This is a genomic window from Arthrobacter sp. zg-Y1143 (assembly GCF_030125565.1).
In the GTDB taxonomy this organism is placed as follows: Bacteria; Actinomycetota; Actinomycetes; order Actinomycetales; family Micrococcaceae; genus Arthrobacter_B.
In genome coordinates, this window is sequence record NZ_JASKLW010000006.1 from 167,271 (window position 1) to 185,405 (window position 18,135).

At 65.8% G+C, this 18,135-nt stretch carries 16 protein-coding genes; 4 read left to right on the top strand and 12 right to left on the bottom strand.

The genetic code is table 11. The annotated features are described in order from the left end of the window. Window position 1 precedes the first annotated feature (1 nt). The 7 genes from recO to QNN98_RS09345 all read right to left on the bottom strand — a co-directional run bounded on the left by recO (window position 2) and on the right by QNN98_RS09345 (window position 8,193). Complete coding sequence (gene recO / locus QNN98_RS09315) at window positions 2–751, bottom strand: DNA repair protein RecO (RefSeq protein WP_227911437.1); 750 nt, start codon at window positions 749–751, stop codon at window positions 2–4. A 78-nt stretch (window positions 752–829) separates the two neighbouring features. Next, window positions 830–2,572, bottom strand: a complete 1,743-nt coding sequence (gene leuA, locus QNN98_RS09320; RefSeq protein ID WP_283996886.1) for a 2-isopropylmalate synthase — start codon at window positions 2,570–2,572, stop codon at window positions 830–832. A 177-nt stretch (window positions 2,573–2,749) separates the two neighbouring features. Next, complete coding sequence (locus QNN98_RS09325) at window positions 2,750–4,285, bottom strand: LCP family protein (protein WP_227911439.1); 1,536 nt, start codon at window positions 4,283–4,285, stop codon at window positions 2,750–2,752. A gap of 117 nt (window positions 4,286–4,402) precedes the next feature. Beyond that, complete coding sequence (gene era / locus QNN98_RS09330; protein ID WP_227911440.1) at window positions 4,403–5,332, bottom strand: GTPase Era; 930 nt, start codon at window positions 5,330–5,332, stop codon at window positions 4,403–4,405. Next, entirely contained in the window at window positions 5,325–6,641 is a 1,317-nt protein-coding gene (locus QNN98_RS09335) for a hemolysin family protein (protein ID WP_442860134.1), read from the bottom strand. Before QNN98_RS09335 ends, era begins: the two co-directional genes overlap by 8 nt. 20 nt (window positions 6,642–6,661) lie before the next feature. After that, entirely contained in the window at window positions 6,662–7,138 is a 477-nt protein-coding gene (ybeY, locus tag QNN98_RS09340; RefSeq protein WP_227911442.1) for an rRNA maturation RNase YbeY, read from the bottom strand. Next, entirely contained in the window at window positions 7,135–8,193 is a 1,059-nt protein-coding gene (locus QNN98_RS09345; protein ID WP_442860135.1) for a PhoH family protein, read from the bottom strand. Before QNN98_RS09345 ends, ybeY begins: the two co-directional genes overlap by 4 nt. Before the next feature lie 380 nt (window positions 8,194–8,573). Here QNN98_RS09345 and QNN98_RS09350 point away from each other — a divergent pair, with 380 nt between their 5' ends. Further along, window positions 8,574–9,545: a GerMN domain-containing protein gene (locus tag QNN98_RS09350; RefSeq protein WP_227911444.1), complete on the top strand. Its 972-nt coding sequence runs from the start codon at window positions 8,574–8,576 to the stop codon at window positions 9,543–9,545. 20 nt (window positions 9,546–9,565) lie between these two features. On the opposite strand, the gene QNN98_RS09355 is transcribed toward QNN98_RS09350, so the two are convergent. From QNN98_RS09355 to hrcA, 3 genes are all read right to left on the bottom strand, one after another. Further along, window positions 9,566–10,348, bottom strand: coding sequence for a 16S rRNA (uracil(1498)-N(3))-methyltransferase (locus tag QNN98_RS09355; RefSeq protein WP_283996887.1), 783 nt, complete (start codon window positions 10,346–10,348; stop codon window positions 9,566–9,568). A 1-nt stretch (window position 10,349) separates the two neighbouring features. After that, on the bottom strand, window positions 10,350–11,489 hold the full coding sequence (dnaJ, locus tag QNN98_RS09360; RefSeq protein ID WP_227911446.1) for a molecular chaperone DnaJ: 1,140 nt from the start codon (window positions 11,487–11,489) through the stop codon (window positions 10,350–10,352). Between the two features lie 104 nt (window positions 11,490–11,593). Then, complete coding sequence (gene hrcA / locus QNN98_RS09365) at window positions 11,594–12,607, bottom strand: heat-inducible transcriptional repressor HrcA (RefSeq protein WP_283996888.1); 1,014 nt, start codon at window positions 12,605–12,607, stop codon at window positions 11,594–11,596. 163 nt (window positions 12,608–12,770) lie between these two features. Here hrcA and QNN98_RS09370 point away from each other — a divergent pair, with 163 nt between their 5' ends. Beyond that, window positions 12,771–13,619: a DUF3097 domain-containing protein gene (locus QNN98_RS09370; protein WP_283996889.1), complete on the top strand. Its 849-nt coding sequence runs from the start codon at window positions 12,771–12,773 to the stop codon at window positions 13,617–13,619. A 121-nt stretch (window positions 13,620–13,740) separates the two neighbouring features. After that, window positions 13,741–14,163: a DUF4870 domain-containing protein gene (locus QNN98_RS09375; RefSeq protein ID WP_442860130.1), complete on the top strand. Its 423-nt coding sequence runs from the start codon at window positions 13,741–13,743 to the stop codon at window positions 14,161–14,163. A 66-nt stretch (window positions 14,164–14,229) separates the two neighbouring features. Here QNN98_RS09375 and hemW read toward each other — a convergent pair whose 3' ends face one another. Together hemW and lepA are read right to left on the bottom strand one after the other, a co-directional pair. Beyond that, window positions 14,230–15,462 carry a radical SAM family heme chaperone HemW gene (gene hemW / locus QNN98_RS09380; protein ID WP_283996890.1) on the bottom strand — a complete coding sequence of 411 codons (1,233 nt, stop codon included), beginning with the start codon at window positions 15,460–15,462 and terminating at the stop codon, window positions 14,230–14,232. After that, window positions 15,459–17,312 carry a translation elongation factor 4 gene (gene lepA, locus QNN98_RS09385; RefSeq protein WP_227911450.1) on the bottom strand — a complete coding sequence of 618 codons (1,854 nt, stop codon included), beginning with the start codon at window positions 17,310–17,312 and terminating at the stop codon, window positions 15,459–15,461. The genes hemW and lepA overlap by 4 nt, the downstream gene beginning before the upstream one ends. A gap of 178 nt (window positions 17,313–17,490) precedes the next feature. On the opposite strand from lepA, the gene QNN98_RS09390 reads away from it, so the two are divergent. Then, complete coding sequence (locus tag QNN98_RS09390; RefSeq protein ID WP_283996891.1) at window positions 17,491–18,120, top strand: type II toxin-antitoxin system PemK/MazF family toxin; 630 nt, start codon at window positions 17,491–17,493, stop codon at window positions 18,118–18,120. Window positions 18,121–18,135: the final 15 nt, after the last annotated feature.

The window sequence follows — 18,135 nt, forward strand, 5'->3', positions numbered from 1 at the left end:
GTCAGACACGCTCCACGTGTTGAAGGGACCGCAGCACCCGTTCCAGGTGCCACTGCAGGTAACCGGCCACCAGCCCGGCGGATTCGTGCCGCGGCTGTGGTCCGGAAGCATCGGCTGCCGGCCAGTCGCCGCTGAGCAGCGCCGCCAGCAGCGTCATGGTTTCGGGGGACGGCGACGCCGAGCCGGGCGGGCGGCACACCGGGCAGACCGCTCCGCCCAGCGGCGCTGAAAAAGCGGTGTGCGGACCCGGCGCACCGCACCGGGCGCAGTCGGTGAAGCTCGGCGCCCACCCCGCCGTGGCCAGCGCGCGCAGCAGATATGAGTCCAGGATCAGTTCCGGGGCGTGCGCACCGCGGCTCAACGCGGCAAAGGCGCCGATCACCAGCTGGTAGTGCGCCTTGGCCGACTCGCCGTCAATGTCGGTGAGCCGTTCGGCCGTTTCGGCGACGGCGGCGGCGGCCGTGTAGCGGGCGTAGTCGGATACTATGCCGTGCCCGTAGGCGCCCTTGGTCTGGGCTTGGGTGACGATGTCCAGGTTCCGGCCGTGCGAGAGCTGGAGTTCGGCCACCATAAAGGGTTCCAGCCGCGCCCCGAACTTGCTCGAAGTCCGCCGCACGCCCTTGGCCACGGCGCGCACCTGGCCGTGCTCGCGCGTCAGCAGCACGAGGATGCGGTCCGCCTCGCCCAGCTTGTGGGTTCGCAGGACCACGGCATCATCACGGTAGGTGCGGGATGCGAAGGATTTGGCCACCCGGCTATTTTCCCACGTCCGGACGTCCCGGCGGACACTGCCGCCGGGCGCGTCCGGACACCGTTGCGAAGGGCAGGATCAGCCCTGGTCCCGGATGGCCCGGTTGACCGCGGAAATGACCGCTTTCAGCGCGGACATGGTGGTGTTGGGGTCTATTCCCACACCCCACAGCACCCGCTCCCCCACAGCGAGTTCCACGTAGGCCGCCGCGTGCGCGTTGCCGCTGGCCGACAGTGCGTGCTCGGTGTAATCCAACAGGCGCACGTCGATGCCGTCCTGACCCAGGATTTCCAGCAGTGCGGCAATGGGACCGGTTCCACTGGCCATCCGCCGCTGGGAGACGCCGTCAACACTCAGGGTGGCGGTCAGGTTGAAGCGGCCGTCCGCGGGTGTGTCGGCGTTCACGGAGATCAGTTCATAGTGTCCCCACGCGGCGGCGTCGGACTCCGGAGTGTGCGGCAGGTACTCGTCCTGGAACACCTTCCACAGCTCAGCACCGGTGATCTCGCCGCCGGCAGTATCGGTGCGGCGCTGGATGACGCCGGAGAACTCGATCTGCGCGCGCCGCGGCAGGTCCAGGAAGTGCTCGTTCTTAAGCAGGTAAGCCACCCCGCCCTTGCCGGACTGGGAGTTGACCCGGATAACCGCTTCATAGCTGCGGCCAATGTCCTTGGGGTCAATCGGCAGGTACGGAACGCCCCACGCAATTTCGTCCACGGTTTTGCCTTCGGCGGCGGCGTCTTTCTCCATGGCCTCGAAGCCCTTTTTGATGGCGTCCTGGTGGGAGCCGGAGAAGGCCGTGAACACCAGGTCGCCGCCGTAGGGGGAACGCTCGGGCACGGGCAGCTGGTTGCAGTACTCAACGGTGCGCCGGATTTCGTCCATGTCGGAGAAGTCGAGCTGCGGGTCGATGCCCTGGCTGAACATATTCATGCCCAAGGTCACCAGGTCCACGTTGCCGGTGCGCTCACCGTTGCCGAACAGGCAGCCCTCAATCCGGTCCGCCCCGGCCAGGTAGCCCAGCTCCGCTGCGGCCACACCGGTCCCCCGGTCATTGTGCGGATGCAGGGAGAGGATCACCGAGTCCCGGCTGGCGAGGTTGCGGTGCATCCACTCGATGGAGTCCGCGTAAACGTTGGGGGTGGTCATTTCGACGGTGGCCGGCAGGTTCAGGATCATCTGCCGGTCCGGGGACGCTTCCAGCACCTCGGCGACGGCGTCGGAAATGCGTGCGGCGAAGTCCAGTTCGGTGCCGGTGTAGGACTCCGGGGAGTATTCATACGTGACGTCGACGCCGCGCAGCTGTTCCTCGTACTTTTTGCACAGGCGGGCACCGCTGAGCGCAATGTCCACGATCCCGTCCCGGTCGGTGTTAAAGACCACCCGCCGCTGCAGGATCGAGGTGGAATTGTAGAGGTGCACAATGGCCCGGTCTGCGCCTTCGAGCGATTCGTAGGTCCGCTCGATCAGGTGTTCGCGGGACTGGGTGAGGACCTGGATGGTCACGTCGTCCGGGATCCGGTCGCCTTCAATGAGCTGCCGTACAAAGTCGAAGTCCAACTGGGATGCGGAGGGGAAACCGACCTCGATTTCCTTGAAGCCCATTTTCACGAGCAGGTCGAACATCTTGTGCTTGCGCTCGGGAGTCATGGGGTCAATGAGGGCCTGGTTGCCGTCCCGCAGGTCCACCGCGCACCAGCGCGGCGCCTTGGTGATGAGTTTGCCGGGCCACGTCCGGTCCGGCAGGTCCACGTTGATCTGCTCGTGGAACGGTACGTACTTGGACGTCGGCATGCCCGAGGGCTGCTGTGCGTTGCGCATGGTGTTGGTTTGGCCTTTTCTCGTCGATCATCAGAAACGGTGGCCGGGCAACACGAACTCCGCAGCGGGGGGTCGGCCTAAGCAGGTGCTTGTGGAGCCTCGCCGCGGCAGCTAAGGAGAAGGATCTCTGCGTGCACGTGATCACACTAACACGCAGGCGATCCCCCGCTTCAAATGTTAGTTTCCAAATGCGGACTGGCACGTAACCTGCGCAGCGGTCTGGCCGCTCAGGTCACCGACGTCGCCCAGGTCCTTCATGGCGGAGCCGGAGGCGAAGTCCGCTCCGATCTCCACGGAAACACCCGTGTAGGCCGCACTAAGGACCACCTGCACGTCCGGGATATTCAGGGTCCGGGCCACTTCCAGCGCCATCTCCTCATAGCCGTAACCATAGAAGATCTGCGTTGCCGGACTCTGCGTGGACGCCGTGCCGCCGGCCAGTGCCTGGACAAACCCCTTCGAGAGCAGGACTTCGGCTACAGCCTTGTCCCGTCCCGAAGCGCCGGAGGCGTTCACCAGCGTGACGGGCACAGTTGCCGGATCCACCACCGGAACCGTGGGCTCCTCTGTGACCGGCATGCCGGTGGCTGCGTCAGTAGAGGCATCCGTCGGGGTCCCGGTGGTTCCAGGTGCGGTGGGCTCTGCGGTCACACCCTGGTCGGAGACCAGTGCGTCAAAGAGCGGCTGCGCCTTTTCCTCGTCAAGCACGAGGCGGTTCGGGTCCAGTTCCCAGGGCACCACCGGAGCGGTCACGAACGCCACCTTGCCCAGGTCCACGTCCTTGAGCCGGGTGGCGAGGGAAACCAGGTCCGGAATCTGTGCCAGGCCCTCGTCCACGGTGAGGTTCTTGGTGACCGTCTCGGCCATGGAGTACAGCTTCGGCAGGTTGTTCAGCGTACCTTCGTCCTTGACCTTGCGGACCATGGAGGCCAGGAAGCTCTGCTGGGCGCGGATACGGCCTTCGTCGCCGCCGTTGCCGAATCCGTGCCGGGTGCGCAGGAACGCCAGTGCCTGTTCGCCCTGGACGGTGCTGACACCAGCGGGAAGATCCAAACCTGAAAGCGGGTCATTAACCGGCTGGTTGACGCACACCTCCACGCCGCCGAGCGTGTTCGACAACTCCTTCACGGCATCGAAGTCGGCCATCATGAAGTGGTCGATGGTCAGGCCGGTCAGTTCGTTGATGGCTGCAACCGTGCAGCCCGGGCCGCCGTTGCCCAGGGCGCCGTTGAGCTGGCCCAAGTCCATGGCGTCATAAACAACGCCGGAGGCCGGATCTTCACACTGGGGCAGCGGGACCAGCAGGTCGCGGGGGAAGCTCACCACGGTGACGTTGGAGCGGTCCGCGGAGAGGTTCACCAGCATCATCACGTCGGAGTTGTTCGAGTTCTGCCCGTCGCGGTTGTCGGTGCCCAAGACCAGGATCTGCATGGGATCGGTGTTGGCATCCACCTGCTCAACCGGAGCGTCACCCGAACCCAGGTTCAGCGGCTCGGTGTCAAAGTTGCCCTGCAGCCGCATTACCTGCACCACGCCGAAAACGACGCCGGCCACGAGGACCAGCGAAAGGAGGGCAGCAATACCCTTGAGGACCGGATGCCCGGCGGAGGCCCGCCGGGAAAGATGCCTGCCACCCGGTTCCGCGGAACCGCCTGTCCTGGCACTGGTATTTCCCAAGGGGCCGCCGCCCGTTGCGGCACGGCGAGATGACATAGCCGGTCCCCTTCATGAATCGATATGCTCAAACGAATGTACAAAGTGTACGGGCTGACCCTGTGAGTTACGCGGGGGCAGGCACCGTGGCGGCCGGAAGAGCCGGCCGGAGCGGAGCTAAAACCCCAGCTTCACCAGCTGCTTGGGGTCCCGCTGCCAGTCCTTGGCGATCTTGACGTGAAGGTCAAGGTACACCTTCGTGCCCAGCAGCGCCTCGATGCCGCGGCGCGCAGTTGTTCCAACGTCCCGCAGGCGGGACCCGCCGCGGCCGATGATAATGGCCTTCTGGGAAGAACGCTCTACGTACAGGTTCACGCGTACGTCCAGCAGCGGGTTCTCCTCGCTGCGGCCTTCGCGGGGAACAATTTCCTCCACAACCACGGCAAGGGAGTGTGGCAGCTCATCCCGCACGCCCTCCAGGGCGGCTTCGCGGACCAGTTCTGCCACCATGACGGCCTCGGGCTCGTCCGTCAGCTCTCCGTCCGGGTACAGCGGCGGCGAGGCAGGCATGTGGCCGGCCAGCACGTCCGCTACGGTACCGACCTGGAAACCGTCCGCAGCAGAGACGGGTACGACGTCGGCCCAGCCGGCCTCGCCCAGCACCTCATTGCCCAGCGCGGTGACAGACATCAGCTGCTTGGCCAGTGCCGCGCGGTCCACCAGGTCGGTCTTGGTGACCAGGGCAATCACGGGAGTGCGTTTCAGTGCCGCCAGCTGGGCGGCAATGTAGCGGTCGCCGGGGCCTACGGCTTCGTTGGCCGGCAGGCAGAACCCGACGGCGTCGACCTCAGCCAGGGTGTCAGCCACCAGCTCGTTGAGCCGCTTGCCCAGCAGGGTGCGGGGGCGGTGCAGTCCCGGGGTGTCCACGAGGATCACCTGTGAGTCTTCGCGGTGCACGATGCCGCGGATGGTGTGCCGGGTGGTCTGCGGCTTGGCGGAGGTAATCGCCACCTTGGAACCGACCAGCGCATTGGTCAGGGTGGACTTGCCGGCATTGGGCCGGCCCACCAGGGAAACGAATCCTGCGCGGAACTGCGGTTCAGTCATTACGGGGTACCAATTCTGTAGAGCGGGAGCGCGGGGCCGGGTTCTGGCCCTCATCGCTGGATTCTTCGGAGTCTTCCGGGGAAGCGGCCTTCCAGGCCAGGACATGTGAAACCCGGTTGCGCCGGCCTTCCAGGCGTTCGGCGTGGAGGACGATGCCTTCCACTACCACCTCGGAACCGACAATCGGGACGCGGCCGAGGGCTTTGGCCAGCAATCCGCCAACCGTATCCACTTCATCATCCTCCAGTTCGACGTCGAACAGTTCGCCGAGGTCGTCGATGCCGGTTTTGGAGCTGACGCGGTAGCGGTTTTCGCCGAGGTTTTCGATTTCGGGGCGCTCCGAGTCGTACTCGTCGACGATTTCGCCGACGATCTCCTCAATGAGGTCCTCAAGCGTCACCAGCCCGGCAGTTCCGCCGTATTCGTCGATCACCACGGCCACGTGAGTGGATTCCCGCTGGAGTTCCTGGAGCAGTTCACTGACGGCCTTGGATTCGGGCACGTAGCGGACGCTGCGGGCAAAGTCTTCGACCTTTTCCACGGAGCCGCGCTCGGGATCGCTGTGGATCCGGGCGGCCACGTCCTTGAGATAGAGGATGCCCACCAGGTGGTCGGCGCTGTCTTCGATGACCGGCACCCGGGAGTATCCCGAACGCAGGAACAGGGACATGGCCTGGCGCAGGGTGCTGCCGGCTTCGATGCAGACCATGTCGGTGCGGGGAACCATCACCGAGCGGACCTTGGTGTCACCGAGTTCGAAGACGGAATGGATCAGTTCCGCTTCGGTGTCCTCGATCATGTCCGCATCGGAGGCGCGGTCCAGCAGCTCCCGGAATTCCTCTTCGGTAAAGAAGGCGGCATCCGGGCCCTGGGTGCCGGGAGCCACGGCCGTGCCCAGCCGCACCAGCCAGCCGGGGATCGGACCCAGGACGGCGCGCAGCACGCGGACCAGTCCGGCGGTGAGGACCACGACGGCGGTAACGTGCTTGCGTCCAATCTGCCGCGGGGACACCCCCACCAGGACAAAGCCGACGGCGGCCATGGTGACGGTCGCCAGCAGCCCGGCCAGCCAGATGTTGTCCAGCAGCAGCTGGAACAGCGTGGCCACGGAAACCGCCATCGCCATTTCGAACCAGACGCGCCAGAACCGCAGCGCGTGCATGTGCGCCACGGGGTGTGCCAGGATGCGGCGCAGCGGTGCGCCTGCCTTGCCGTGAAGCAGCGCCTCGGCGTCCTGGCGGGGCAGGTAGCCGTACGCCGATTCGGCTGCGGTCAGCAGCCCGGCCAGGACCATAAAGGCCATGGCCATAACCACAAGGACACCAATGCTCAACTTCGGGTCTCCTTGGGGGCCTGTTTACCCAGGTAGGCGGAGAGCAGGCGGCGCTGGAGGCCGAACATTTCTTTCTCTTCCTCGGGTTCGGCGTGGTCGTAGCCGAGCAGGTGCAGCACGCCGTGTGTGGTTAGGAGCAGCAGTTCCTCGTCGGTGCCGTGCCCGGCGTCGGCGGCCTGGCGTGCGGCTACCTGCGGGCACAGCACAATGTCGCCCAGGACGCCGGCCGGGGTGATTCGTCCGGCTGTTCCGGGACGCAGCTCATCCATGGGGAAGGAGAGCACATCGGTGGGGCCCGGCAGGTCCATCCACTCGATATGCAGCTTTTCAATGGCATCCTCGTCCACGAGGATGATGGACAGGTCCGCTTCGGGGTGCACGTAGAGGCTGTCGAGCAGGTACCGGCCCAGCCGGGCCAGTCCCTCTTCGTCCACTCCGGGCGCGCTGGATTCGTTGTTTACTTCAATGCTCATGAACGGGCCTCCCGCCCGTGGCCGCCGTTGCCGCGGCTGTTGGACTGTCCTTCGTCGCTGCGCGCGGCGCTGCGGCTGCGCTTTGCCTCGTCCCACTCGCTGTAGGCAGTGACAATGTCGCTGACCAACCGGTGGCGTACGACGTCGACCGCCTGGAGTTCGGAGAACGCGACGTCGTCGATGTCGCCCAGGATGTCGTGCACAATACGCAGCCCCGAGGCTGTGCCGCCGGGAAGGTCCACCTGGGTGACGTCTCCGGTGACGACCATCTTGGAGCCGAAGCCGAGGCGGGTCAGGAACATCTTCATCTGTTCGGGCGTGGTGTTCTGCGCTTCGTCCAAAATGATGAACGCGTCATTGAGGGTCCGGCCGCGCATGTAGGCCAGCGGCGCCACCTCAATGGTGCCTGCCGCCATCAGCCGCGGAATGGATTCGGGGTCCATCATGTCGTGCAGCGCGTCGTACAGCGGTCGCAGGTACGGATCGATCTTGTCGCTCAGTGTGCCCGGCAGGAAGCCGAGCCGCTCCCCCGCTTCAACGGCCGGCCGGGTCAGGATGATCCGGTTGACCTCCTTCTGCTGCAGCGCCTGAACGGCCTTGGCCATTGCCAGGTATGTCTTGCCGGTGCCGGCCGGCCCGATGCCGAAGACCACTGTGTTGCGGTCAATCGCGTCCACGTAGTTCTTTTGGTTCAGGGTCTTCGGCCGGATGGTTTTGCCGCGGGTGGAGAGGATGTTCTGGGTAAGCACGTCCGCCGGGCGGTGCGTGCTCTGATCACGGAGCATGCTGATCAGCTGCTCGAGGACCTGAGGGGTAACCCGGGTCTGGTTCCGGGCCAGTACACGGACCTCGTTGACCAGTCGGACGGTCTGCTCCACATCGGCCGCGGGTCCGGCAACCGAAAGCTCATTCCCCCGGACCAGCAGGCTCACCTCGGGATTGGCCGCCTCAATGATCCGCAGGGCCTCGTCGTTGGCCCCCAGCGACTGGACCATGTGTTCCGTGGAGTCAAAGACAATTGTCTGGTTGTCCAGTCGGATGGTGCCGATTTCCATTGAAGATTCGGTCATATAGACGGCCTTTCCAGGCCTTTCATCGCCCCTTATTGAGTGCTGTTGGGTGTGCTGCTGTTGGGTGGTTCGGTGCGCCGTACTCCGCGTCCCGTTTACTAAAAACGCCGCAGTACGGGGCTTTATTTCCCTGCACGTGATTCCTGCGCCCCTGCTGGTGCCTGCGCCGCGCAACTCCGGCTACGTAAATCTTACTTGATCTGCCCGCACCCGGGCGGAACACCATGGGCTTTATCTCGGGGCCGCAACGGTGATGTCTCAATCGTGTTTCAGTCCGGCCGTGGTCCCGCGAACAGCACCGGTGGGCCCGAAACCGTGTGCGAAGGTGGATGACGTACCTGTTAGCGACACCTTAAGGAGGGTTGATGTCCACCGGAAAAACCCGCCGTGCCCCATCCCCCTCCATGTGCCGGCGCCGGCTCCTGCTCGCCGGGTCCGCGCTGGCAGCCGGCGCCGTGATGCTTGGCGGCTGCGGCGTGGTGGCAGAGAATGCCACCACCACCATGCCGACGTCGGCCAACGCCGGCGAAACCGGCGGAGGTGCCGCCATGACCATCTCCCCGCCCGCCGAGGCGGCCTCGGCTTCTACCTTGATGCCGGTCTACTGGCTCGGCCTCAACGAAACAACCGTGAGCCTCTACCGGGAGTTCCTGCACTCGGACCACACCGGCGATCCGGTCGGCGAGGCAGTCCGGGCAATGACGGCGGGGAAACCGCTGGACCAGGACTATTTCACGCCATGGCATCCGGCTGACAGCGTCACCGCTTCCATTTCCAGCAAGAACGTCATCACGGTGGACATCTCCTCGGATGCGTTCAAGGGCTCCCTCGACTCCGGAATGGCCCACCGTGCCGTGCAGCAGCTGGTGTACACCGCCACCGCCGCTGCCGCCAACGCGAAACTCACCGCGGTGGGCCAGGAAAGCACGGTGGTGATCCTGGTGGACGGCAAGGCGGGCTATCGTGCGTTCGGGCATGTCCCGCTGGATGAGCCGCTTCGCCGGGACACCAAGCTGGCTGCTCCCATCTGGATCATCGATCCGCAGGAATCCCAGGTGCGCGGCAGTGACGTGGAGATCAGCGGCACCGCGGTGGCGCAGCCTTCCCAGCTGTACTGGCGTGCCGAGCCCGTGGTGGACGGCAGGCCGTCCTCGGCAGCCGTGGCTGCGGGCACCGTGGACCTGCATGCCGCAGTAGGGGAAACCGGGAGGTTCAGTTTCTCCGCGACCCTCGCACCGGGCGACTACAGTATCCGTGTCTTCTACGGCGGACATGAATCGGCCGGAGATTCCAAGCGGATCACGGTTATCTCCGATCCCGGCTCCCCCGAGGGGTAAGGCGCCCTACGGCGGCCGGACTACCAGCGGCCCAGCAGCTGATTCAGGACAGCCAGCGCAGAAGGACCGGCGGTGGAGGACCGCAGCACATGCGGGCCCAGCCGGACCGCCACCGCGCCGGCGGCACGCAGCTGTTCCAGCTCCGCCGGGCTGATACCGCCCTCCGGTCCCACAACCACCGCAATGGAAGCCTGCGCCTCATCCGGCCCGGCCGGACCAGCGCGGCGGTCGCCGAGTGCCGCCAAGGCCCCGGCGAGGGGTGCGTCGGCTTCCTCATGCAGCACCAGTACCAGGTCCAGGTCCGAGAGACGGCGGACCAGGGCCTTGCTGTCGAGCAGCGGCTCAACCTCGGGAATGCGGGAGCGGCGGGACTGCTTGGCGGCGGCGGCGGTCAGTGCCTGCCACTTGGCCTGGCCCTTGGCCGCTTTCTCCGTGCGCCACCGGACAATGCTGCGGTCCGACTGCCACGGGATCACGGCATCCACGCCCAGTTCCGTGGCCGCTTCGACCGCCTGCTCATCACGGTCTCCCTTGGCGAGGGCCTGCACCAGGACAAGGCGCTCAGCCTCCGCCGGCTCCTGCGTTACCGCTTCCACGGCCAGTTCCAGCAGGGACGGGCCGGTCACGGTGACGGTGCCGGTGATCCGCCGTCCGGCACCGTCCACAACGTCCACCGGCTCGCCGGGGGCAATCCGCTTCACGGACACGGCATGGCGGGCTTCCGGTCCTTCCAGGCGGAACGAGCCGCCTGGAAGGACTGCTGCCACCAGCTCCGGATCCCCGAAGAAAATGGGGTTGGTCATCCTAGAGGTTGCCCAACCGGTCCCGCAGTTTCGCGAAGACGCCGGAGTTCGAACTGTTCAGGCGGCCCTCGCTGTATTCCTCCCCGCGCAGCTGGGCGAGTTTGCGCAGCAGCTCTTCCTGCTCGGAGTCCAGCTTCTGCGGGGTTTCCACGTGCACATGCACCCGCAGATCGCCGCGGCCGTGGCCGCGCAGGTGCGTAACACCGAGTCCGTTGAGGACGGAGACCTCACCGGACTGGGTGCCGGGCTTGACCGTGATTTCACGTTCGCCGTCGAAGGTGTCGAGGGTGACCGTGGTGCCCAGGGACGCCGCAGTCATCGGGACGGTGAGGGTGGCGTGCAGATCATCTCCCTCGCGGAGGAACGTCGGGTCATTGTTGACCCTGATTTCCACGTAGAGGTCGCCGGCGGGGCCGCCGGCCATGCCGGCCTCGCCCTGCTGGCTGAGCTGGATCCGGGTGCCGGTGGCGACGCCGGCGGGGATCTTGATGGTCAGTGTGCGGCGGTTGCGGACCCGGCCTTCACCGGAGCATTCGTGGCACGGATCCGGAATGACGGTGCCGAAGCCGTTGCAGGTTCCGCAGGGGGCCGAGGTCATGACCTGGCCGAGGATGGAACGTACAGCCCGCTGCACCTGGCCGGTGCCGTGGCAGATGTCGCAGGTCCGCGGGGATGTGCCCGGCTGGCAGCACGATCCGTCACACGTGGGGCAGACGACGGCGGTGTCGACGTCGATCTTCTTGTTGACGCCGAAGACGGCGTCCTTGAGGTCGATCCGCACGTTGATGAGCGCATCCTGGCCGCGCCGGGCCCGCGAGGCGGGTCCCCGTCCGCCGCCGGGGGCTGCACCGCCGAAGAAGGTGTCGAAGATGTCCTGGAAACCGAAGCCCTGGCCGCCGAAGCCGCCGCCGCCGAAGCCGTTGTCGGTGCCGTTCTCGTTGCCCGTGGTGTCGTAAATGCGGCGCTTCTCCGGATCCGAGAGAACCTCGTAGGCGTGCGTTACGGCTTTGAACTCATCGGATGCACCCGGAGCATTGTTGACGTCCGGATGCAGCTTGCGGGCAAGCTTCCGGTACGCCTTCTTGATTTCTTCACCCGTGGCGTCTCGTCCGACGCCCAGAACCTGATAGTGATCGCTCACTCGTGCACATCGCTTCCTGTATTGCCTGCCTCCGGTGGTGGAGGCGTAGTTTGTGGTCCGCCGGGTGGCCCGGCGGGACGGCCGCGCAGCTGGTGCGGGCCGGCCTAGTTATTGAGTATTCGTGAGAGGTACCGCGCCACGGCCCGGACGGCTGCCATGGTGGTGGGATAGTCCATCCGGGTGGGGCCCAGGATGCCGACCTTTGCCGAAGCGTCGGGTCCGTACCCCGTGGCCACCACCGATGCTTCGGATAATCCGCCGTGCGGGTTTTCCCGTCCAATCCGGACGGCAACACCCCGGGCGTCCTGCTCCATCTCGGACAACAGCCGCAGCATCACGACTTGTTCCTCGAGAGCCTCCAGGACCGGTCCGATTGTCAGCGGGAAGTCTACCGTGGAGCGGGCCAGGTTGGCCGTTCCGGCCATAACCATGCGGTCCTCCCGGTTAATTCCGGCGAGCATTTCCAGGCAGTGGCCCAACGCGGCGGCCACCCTCCGGGAAGCGGCAGGCACGGTGGCCAGCGCTTCGGCAAGGTGGCCGGTGATGCTGCTGAGCGGCGTGCCGGCAAGGGCGGTAAGGAAATGGTGGCGCAGGTCCAGCAGATCGGGTTCGGTCACCGGCTGCGGAACCGTGATGACCCGCTGCTCCACCCGTCCCGTGGTGGAAATCAGGACAACCAGCACCTGGGCCGGCGCCAGGAGGACAAATTCGATGTGGCGCACTTTGGCGTTACCCAGGTGCGGGTACTGGACCACGGCCACCTGGTTGGTCAGCTGGGACAGCAGCCGTACAGTGCGGTCCATAACGTCATCCAGATCATCTGCGCCTTCGAGCAGGGACTGGATGGCACGGCGTTCCGGGGCCGAGAGCGGTTTCACGTCCGAAATCTGGTCCACGAACAGGCGGTAGCCCTTATCCGTGGGGATGCGTCCCGCCGAAGTGTGCGGGGCGGTGATGAGCCCTTCCTCTTCAAGGGCCGCCATGTCATTGCGGATGGTGGCGGAGGAAACACCCAACTGGTGGCGCTCCACCAGTGCCTTGGAGCCGACGGGCTCGCGTGAATGGACGTAGTCCTCGACAATGGCGCGGAGGACCTCGAGCCGGCGTGGCTCACTCATGGCTTTTCCCTCCCAGCGAATCGGCGGATGGTGCGGCGGGTTAGCACTCCCACTGCTCAAGTGCTAAGTCTAATACGGATCAACTGCGTTGCTAGCATTGAGGAACCCGTTCACCCCCTGCGGGCATTCCAGCCCAACCGAGCATCTGAGTGAGGCAATTTTCGTGTCCAGTTTTTCCTGGGGTCCGCAGGACATCACTGCCCCGGCCCGGACGGCCCTGCGAAAAGTCGGCGCCGAACCCGGCCTGGTCCTGGAGGATGTTGCCTCCGGCTGGGTGGGTGCCGTGATGCGGGTGGAGAAATCCGGCGGGCTGCACCTGATGGTCCTGGAGGACCGCCGCGGAAAAACCAAGTCCTTCGAGCTGGGCTTTGGCTTCCTGCTGGAGGGCGAGCCCGTGGAGGTGGTGCCGGTGTCCGCGGCCGCGCCGGGCAGGGGCGCACCGGCCCGTACCGCGTCCGGATCCGTACGGGTGGCCAACCAACGCGCCCGCACCGCGCGGGCCAGCCGCATCTGGGTGGAAGGCAAGCACGACGCTGAACTGGTGGAAAAGGTCTGGGGCGATGACCTGCGCGTGGAGGGAATCGTCGTCGAGCCCCTCCACGGCGTTGATGACCTCTATTCGGCGGTCCGCGACTTCGGGCCGGGACCCGGGCGCCGCCTCGGCATCCTGGTGGACCATCTGGTCCCGGGGTCCAAGGAATCCCGGATTGCCGCCGAGGCAATGACCTGCCCCGGAGCGCCGGGCAACGTCCTCATTGTGGGCCACCCTTATGTTGATGTATGGCAGGCGATCAAACCCTCGGTGATCGGCCGGAGTGCCTGGCCGGTGGTGCCGCGGAACCTTGATTGGAAGACCGGCATCCTGCAGGGCCTGGGCTGGCCGCACCGGGACCACACCGACGTCGCCCTGGGGTGGAAGAAGCTTTTGGGGCAGGTGCACACCTATGCGGACCTTGAGCCCTCGCTGCTGGGACGGGTGGAAGAAGTCATTGACTTCCTGACTGTCCCTTAGGTGAGATGTGCGCCGCACCGGCCGTCTCCGTTCCGTTGTAAAGCGGACCAGACAGTACGCTTGAGGAATACGTAGTAGCGGACCGACCCTGAGTCACCATGAGCCAAAAGGAAATTACGCCGTGTCCAACACACGCCAGAATCACCCGCCCCGCCCGGAAGAGCCCGCGCAGCGACCCGTGTATCAGGGCGCTCCGGCCAACGCGCTTCCGCTGACCGCTTCGGAGGACCGGCAGTGGGCAACCATGGCGCACTTCGGCGGCATACTCGCCTTCGTCCCGTCCTTGATCATCTACCTGGTCTTCCGCGACCGCGGCCCGTTCACTGCCCAGGAATCCAAGGAAGCACTGAACTTCACGCTACCGCCCAGCATTGCGGCGCTGGTGGTCTGGGCCCTGTCCTTTATCCCCGTGGTGGGCGGCTTCTTCGCCGTACTCAACGCCCTGATCTGGGTCTACGTGGCTGTGTCCTCCGTCATTGCCGGCATTGAGTGCAACCGGGGACGGCCGTACCGCTACCCGTTCAACCTGCGCCGTATCAAGTAGTTCAGCCAAATAAAAAAGCCGGACCGGGACTAAGCCCGGTCCGGCTTTTTTCGTTTGTGCCGGCGATCAGTCCGGCAGCAGCCGGCGGACCACCGCATCGGCCAGCAGCCGTCCGTTGCCGGTGAGGATCACTTTCCCGGTCAGCGCCGCCCGGGGATCCACCAGTCCGTCGGCCATCAGGCCCGCCACGGCCAGCCGGCCGGGCTCCCGCAGCCGGTTCAGTTCCAGGCCCTCTGCCAGCCGCGTGCGCAGCATGATGTCTTCGATGTACCGGGTGTCGGCGTCAAGCGTCTCCCGGCCCACTGAGGGCGACTCCCCCGCTGCGATCCGCTGGGCGTAGGCGGTGGGGTGCTTGGCGTTCCACCAGCGCACGCCGCCGGCATGCGAATGTGCGCCGGGGCCGATCCCCCACCAGTCGTCGCTGCGCCAGTAGGCCAGGTTGTGCCGGCACTGGTCCGCCGGGGTGCGCGCCCAGTTGCTGACCTCATACCAGGACAAGCCGGCTGCGGTCATCATTTCGTCGGCCAGCACGTACTTGTCAGCGTGGTCGTCGTCGTCAATCGGGGGCACCTCGCCGCGCCGCATCCGCGCCGCGAGCTTGGTCCCTTCCTCGATGATCAGGGCATAGGCCGAAATGTGGTCCGGCTCGTAGCTCAGGGCTTCTTCCACGGAAATTTTCCAGTCCTCCATGGATTCGCCCGGGGTGCCGTAGATCAGGTCCACGCTCACGTGCAGGCCGGCGTCGCGCGCCCATTTCACTGCCTGCGGCACCCGCGAGGGGGTGTGCGTGCGGTCCAGGACCGCCAACACGTGCGGTACCGCTGACTGCATCCCGAAGGACACGCGGGTGAAACCGGCGTCGGCGAGCAACTGCAGGGATTCGGGGGTCACCGAATCCGGGTTCGCCTCAGTGGTGACCTCAGCGCCGGGCGCCAGGCCCCACTGGTCGACGGCGGTAGTGAGGATCATGGCCAGGTCCTCGGCCGGCAGCAGCGTGGGCGTGCCGCCGCCGAAGAACACGGTTTCCATCCGACGCTCGGGCATCCCGGACCGGCGGAGCGCGTCCGCTGCGAAAACCACTTCGCGGGCCGCCGTCGCCCCGTAGGCCGCCTGGGAGGCGCCGCCGCCGAGCTCGGTGGCCGTGTAGGTGTTGAAATCGCAGTAACCGCAGCGGACGGAGCAGAACGGAATGTGGACGTACAGTCCGAAGTTCCGCTCCGCTGCGCCTTCTGCGGCCTGTGCGGGCAGGAGGCCGTCGGCGGGTGCCGGGTCTCCGAGGGGCAATGCGCTGGGTGTCACTTCTTGGATTTGTCCTTGGAATCGTCAGAGGAAAGTGCAGCCACGAAGGCTTCCTGCGGAACCTCCACGCGGCCCACCATCTTCATGCGCTTCTTGCCTTCCTTCTGCTTTTCAAGCAGCTTGCGCTTACGGCTGATGTCGCCGCCGTAGCACTTGGCAAGCACATCCTTGCGGATGGCGCGGATGGACTCGCGGGCAATGATGCGCGAGCCAATGGCGGCCTGGATGGGGACCTCGAACTGCTGGCGCGGGATGAGTTCGCGCAGCTTGCCCGTCATCATCACGCCGTAGGAGTACGCCTTGTCCTTGTGGGTGATGGAGCTGAAAGCATCCACCTGCTCGCCCTGGAGCAGGATGTCCACCTTGACCAGATCGGCAACCTGCTCGCCGTCGGCCTTCCAGTCCAGGGAGGCGTAGCCGCGGGTCTTGGACTTGAGGATGTCGAAGAAGTCGAACACGATCTCGGCCAGCGGCAGGCGGTACCGGATCTCGACCCGGTCCTCGGACAGGTAGTCCATGCCGCCCAGGACGCCGCGGCGGGTCTGGCACAGCTCCATGATGGCACCGACAAATTCATTCGGCGCCAGGATAGTAGCCGAAACCATCGGCTCACGGACCTCTTTGATCTTGCCTTCGGGGTACTCGCTGGGGTTCGTCACCGTGACGACCTTCTTGTCCTCGAGCGTCACCTCGTACTCCACGTTGGGCGCCGTGGAGATCAGGTCAAGGTTGTATTCACGCTCCAGCCGTTCACGGGTGATTTCCAGGTGCAGCAGGCCCAGGAAGCCCACCCGGAAGCCGAAGCCCAGCGCGGCCGACGTCTCGGGTTCGTAGACCAGCGCGGCGTCGTTGAGCATCAGCTTTTCCAGCGCCTCGCGCAGCACCGGGTAGTCGGCACCGTCGATGGGGTACAGCCCGGAGAAGACCATGGGCTTCGGGTCTGCGTAGCCGGGCAGGGATTCCGTAGCCGGCTTGGCCAGGTTGGTAACCGTGTCGCCGACCTTGGACAGGCGCACATCCTTCACGCCGGTGATCAGGTAGCCCACCTCACCGACCCCAAGTCCCTTGGACGGGGTGGGTTCCGGGGAGCTGACGCCGATTTCCAGGAGCTCGTGGCTGGCGCGGGTGGACATCATCTGGATTCGTTCGCGCGGGGACAGGGACCCGTCAATCACGCGGACGTAGGTGACGACGCCCCGGTAGGTGTCATACACGGAGTCGAAAATCATGGCGCGGGCCGGGGCATCGGGATCACCCTGCGGCGCCGGAATCTCGCGGACAATCTGGTCCAGCAGGGCTTCGACGCCCACGCCTGTCTTGCCGGAAACTCTCAGCACATCCGCCGGATCGCCGCCGATCAGCTTCGCCAGTTCTTCGGCGTACTTCTCCGGCTGCGCTGCCGGGAGGTCGATCTTGTTCAGCACCGGAATGATCGTCAGATCGTTCTCCATGGCCAGGTACAGGTTCGCCAGCGTCTGGGCCTCGATGCCCTGGGCGGCGTCCACCAGCAGAATCGCGCCTTCGCAGGCTGCCAGGGACCGGGATACTTCGTAGGTGAAGTCCACGTGGCCCGGTGTATCGATCATGTTCAGTGCGTAGGACTCGCCGTCGAGCTCCCACGGCATGCGCACGGCCTGGGACTTGATGGTGATGCCGCGTTCCCGCTCAATATCCATCCGGTCCAGGTACTGGGCCTTCATATTGCGGTGCTCGACGACGCCGGTGGACTGGAGCATGCGGTCGGCCAGGGTGGACTTGCCGTGGTCGATGTGGGCGATGATGCAGAAGTTTCTGATGATCGCCGGATCCGTCGCGGCAGGCACCGGCGAGAAGCGGGCCATAGGTGACACTGTGGCGGTTCCTTTACTGTTTCCGGGACAGGCCCGACGCCGCGCGGGTGCGCCTGCGTGCGGTGGCAGTGTCCAGGCTTTGCTGGTGGGTGTTTCTGTCGAATTAACAGTCTCCCACGTTTGCCTGCCCCAGCAGGAACCGAAGCGCCGTTGACTGCCGGACGCCTAACGTAGTGCCATGCCCTTTAACGCACGCACCTTCGCTTCCCTTGTCCGTTCCGCCGCCCGGCTGCTGGGCCAGGCCGGGTCCGGTGCCGGCACCGTTTCCGGGCAGGGGTCCCGGGACCGGACCGGTATAAAATCCCGGCCCGGGCCCGGCCGGCGCTCCCCAAGGCCGTCCCCCGCGCCCTCCCCCGGACCCAAGGCTGCGCCGTCGCACCCCCGGCAGGCCGCGGCGTCGGGCCCTACTGGATACGCGGGTGACTATGCGGGGCCCGTAAGTCCGGTCTACGCACCCCGGCCCGACGGCGATCCCGACCCCGGTGAGGTTGTATGGGCGTGGGTCCCCTACGAGGAAGACCCGGCGCAGGGCAAGGACCGCCCCGTGCTGCTGATCGGCCGCAGCGGTGCCCTGCTGCTGGGCCTGATGATGACCAGCCGGGACCGGAACAACACTGGATCGTCTGATCCGCGGTACCTGGACGTCGGTACCGGGCCGTGGGACAGTAAGGGCCGTCCCAGCGAAGTTAAACTGGACCGGGTGCTCCGCCTGGAACCGGAGAGCATCCGCCGTGAGGGCGCAGTGATGGATGAGCGGGCGTTCGGCCGGGTAGTCCGCGCACTGGCAAAGGTGCGCCCGGCGCGCTGAGCGCCGGTTGGCATT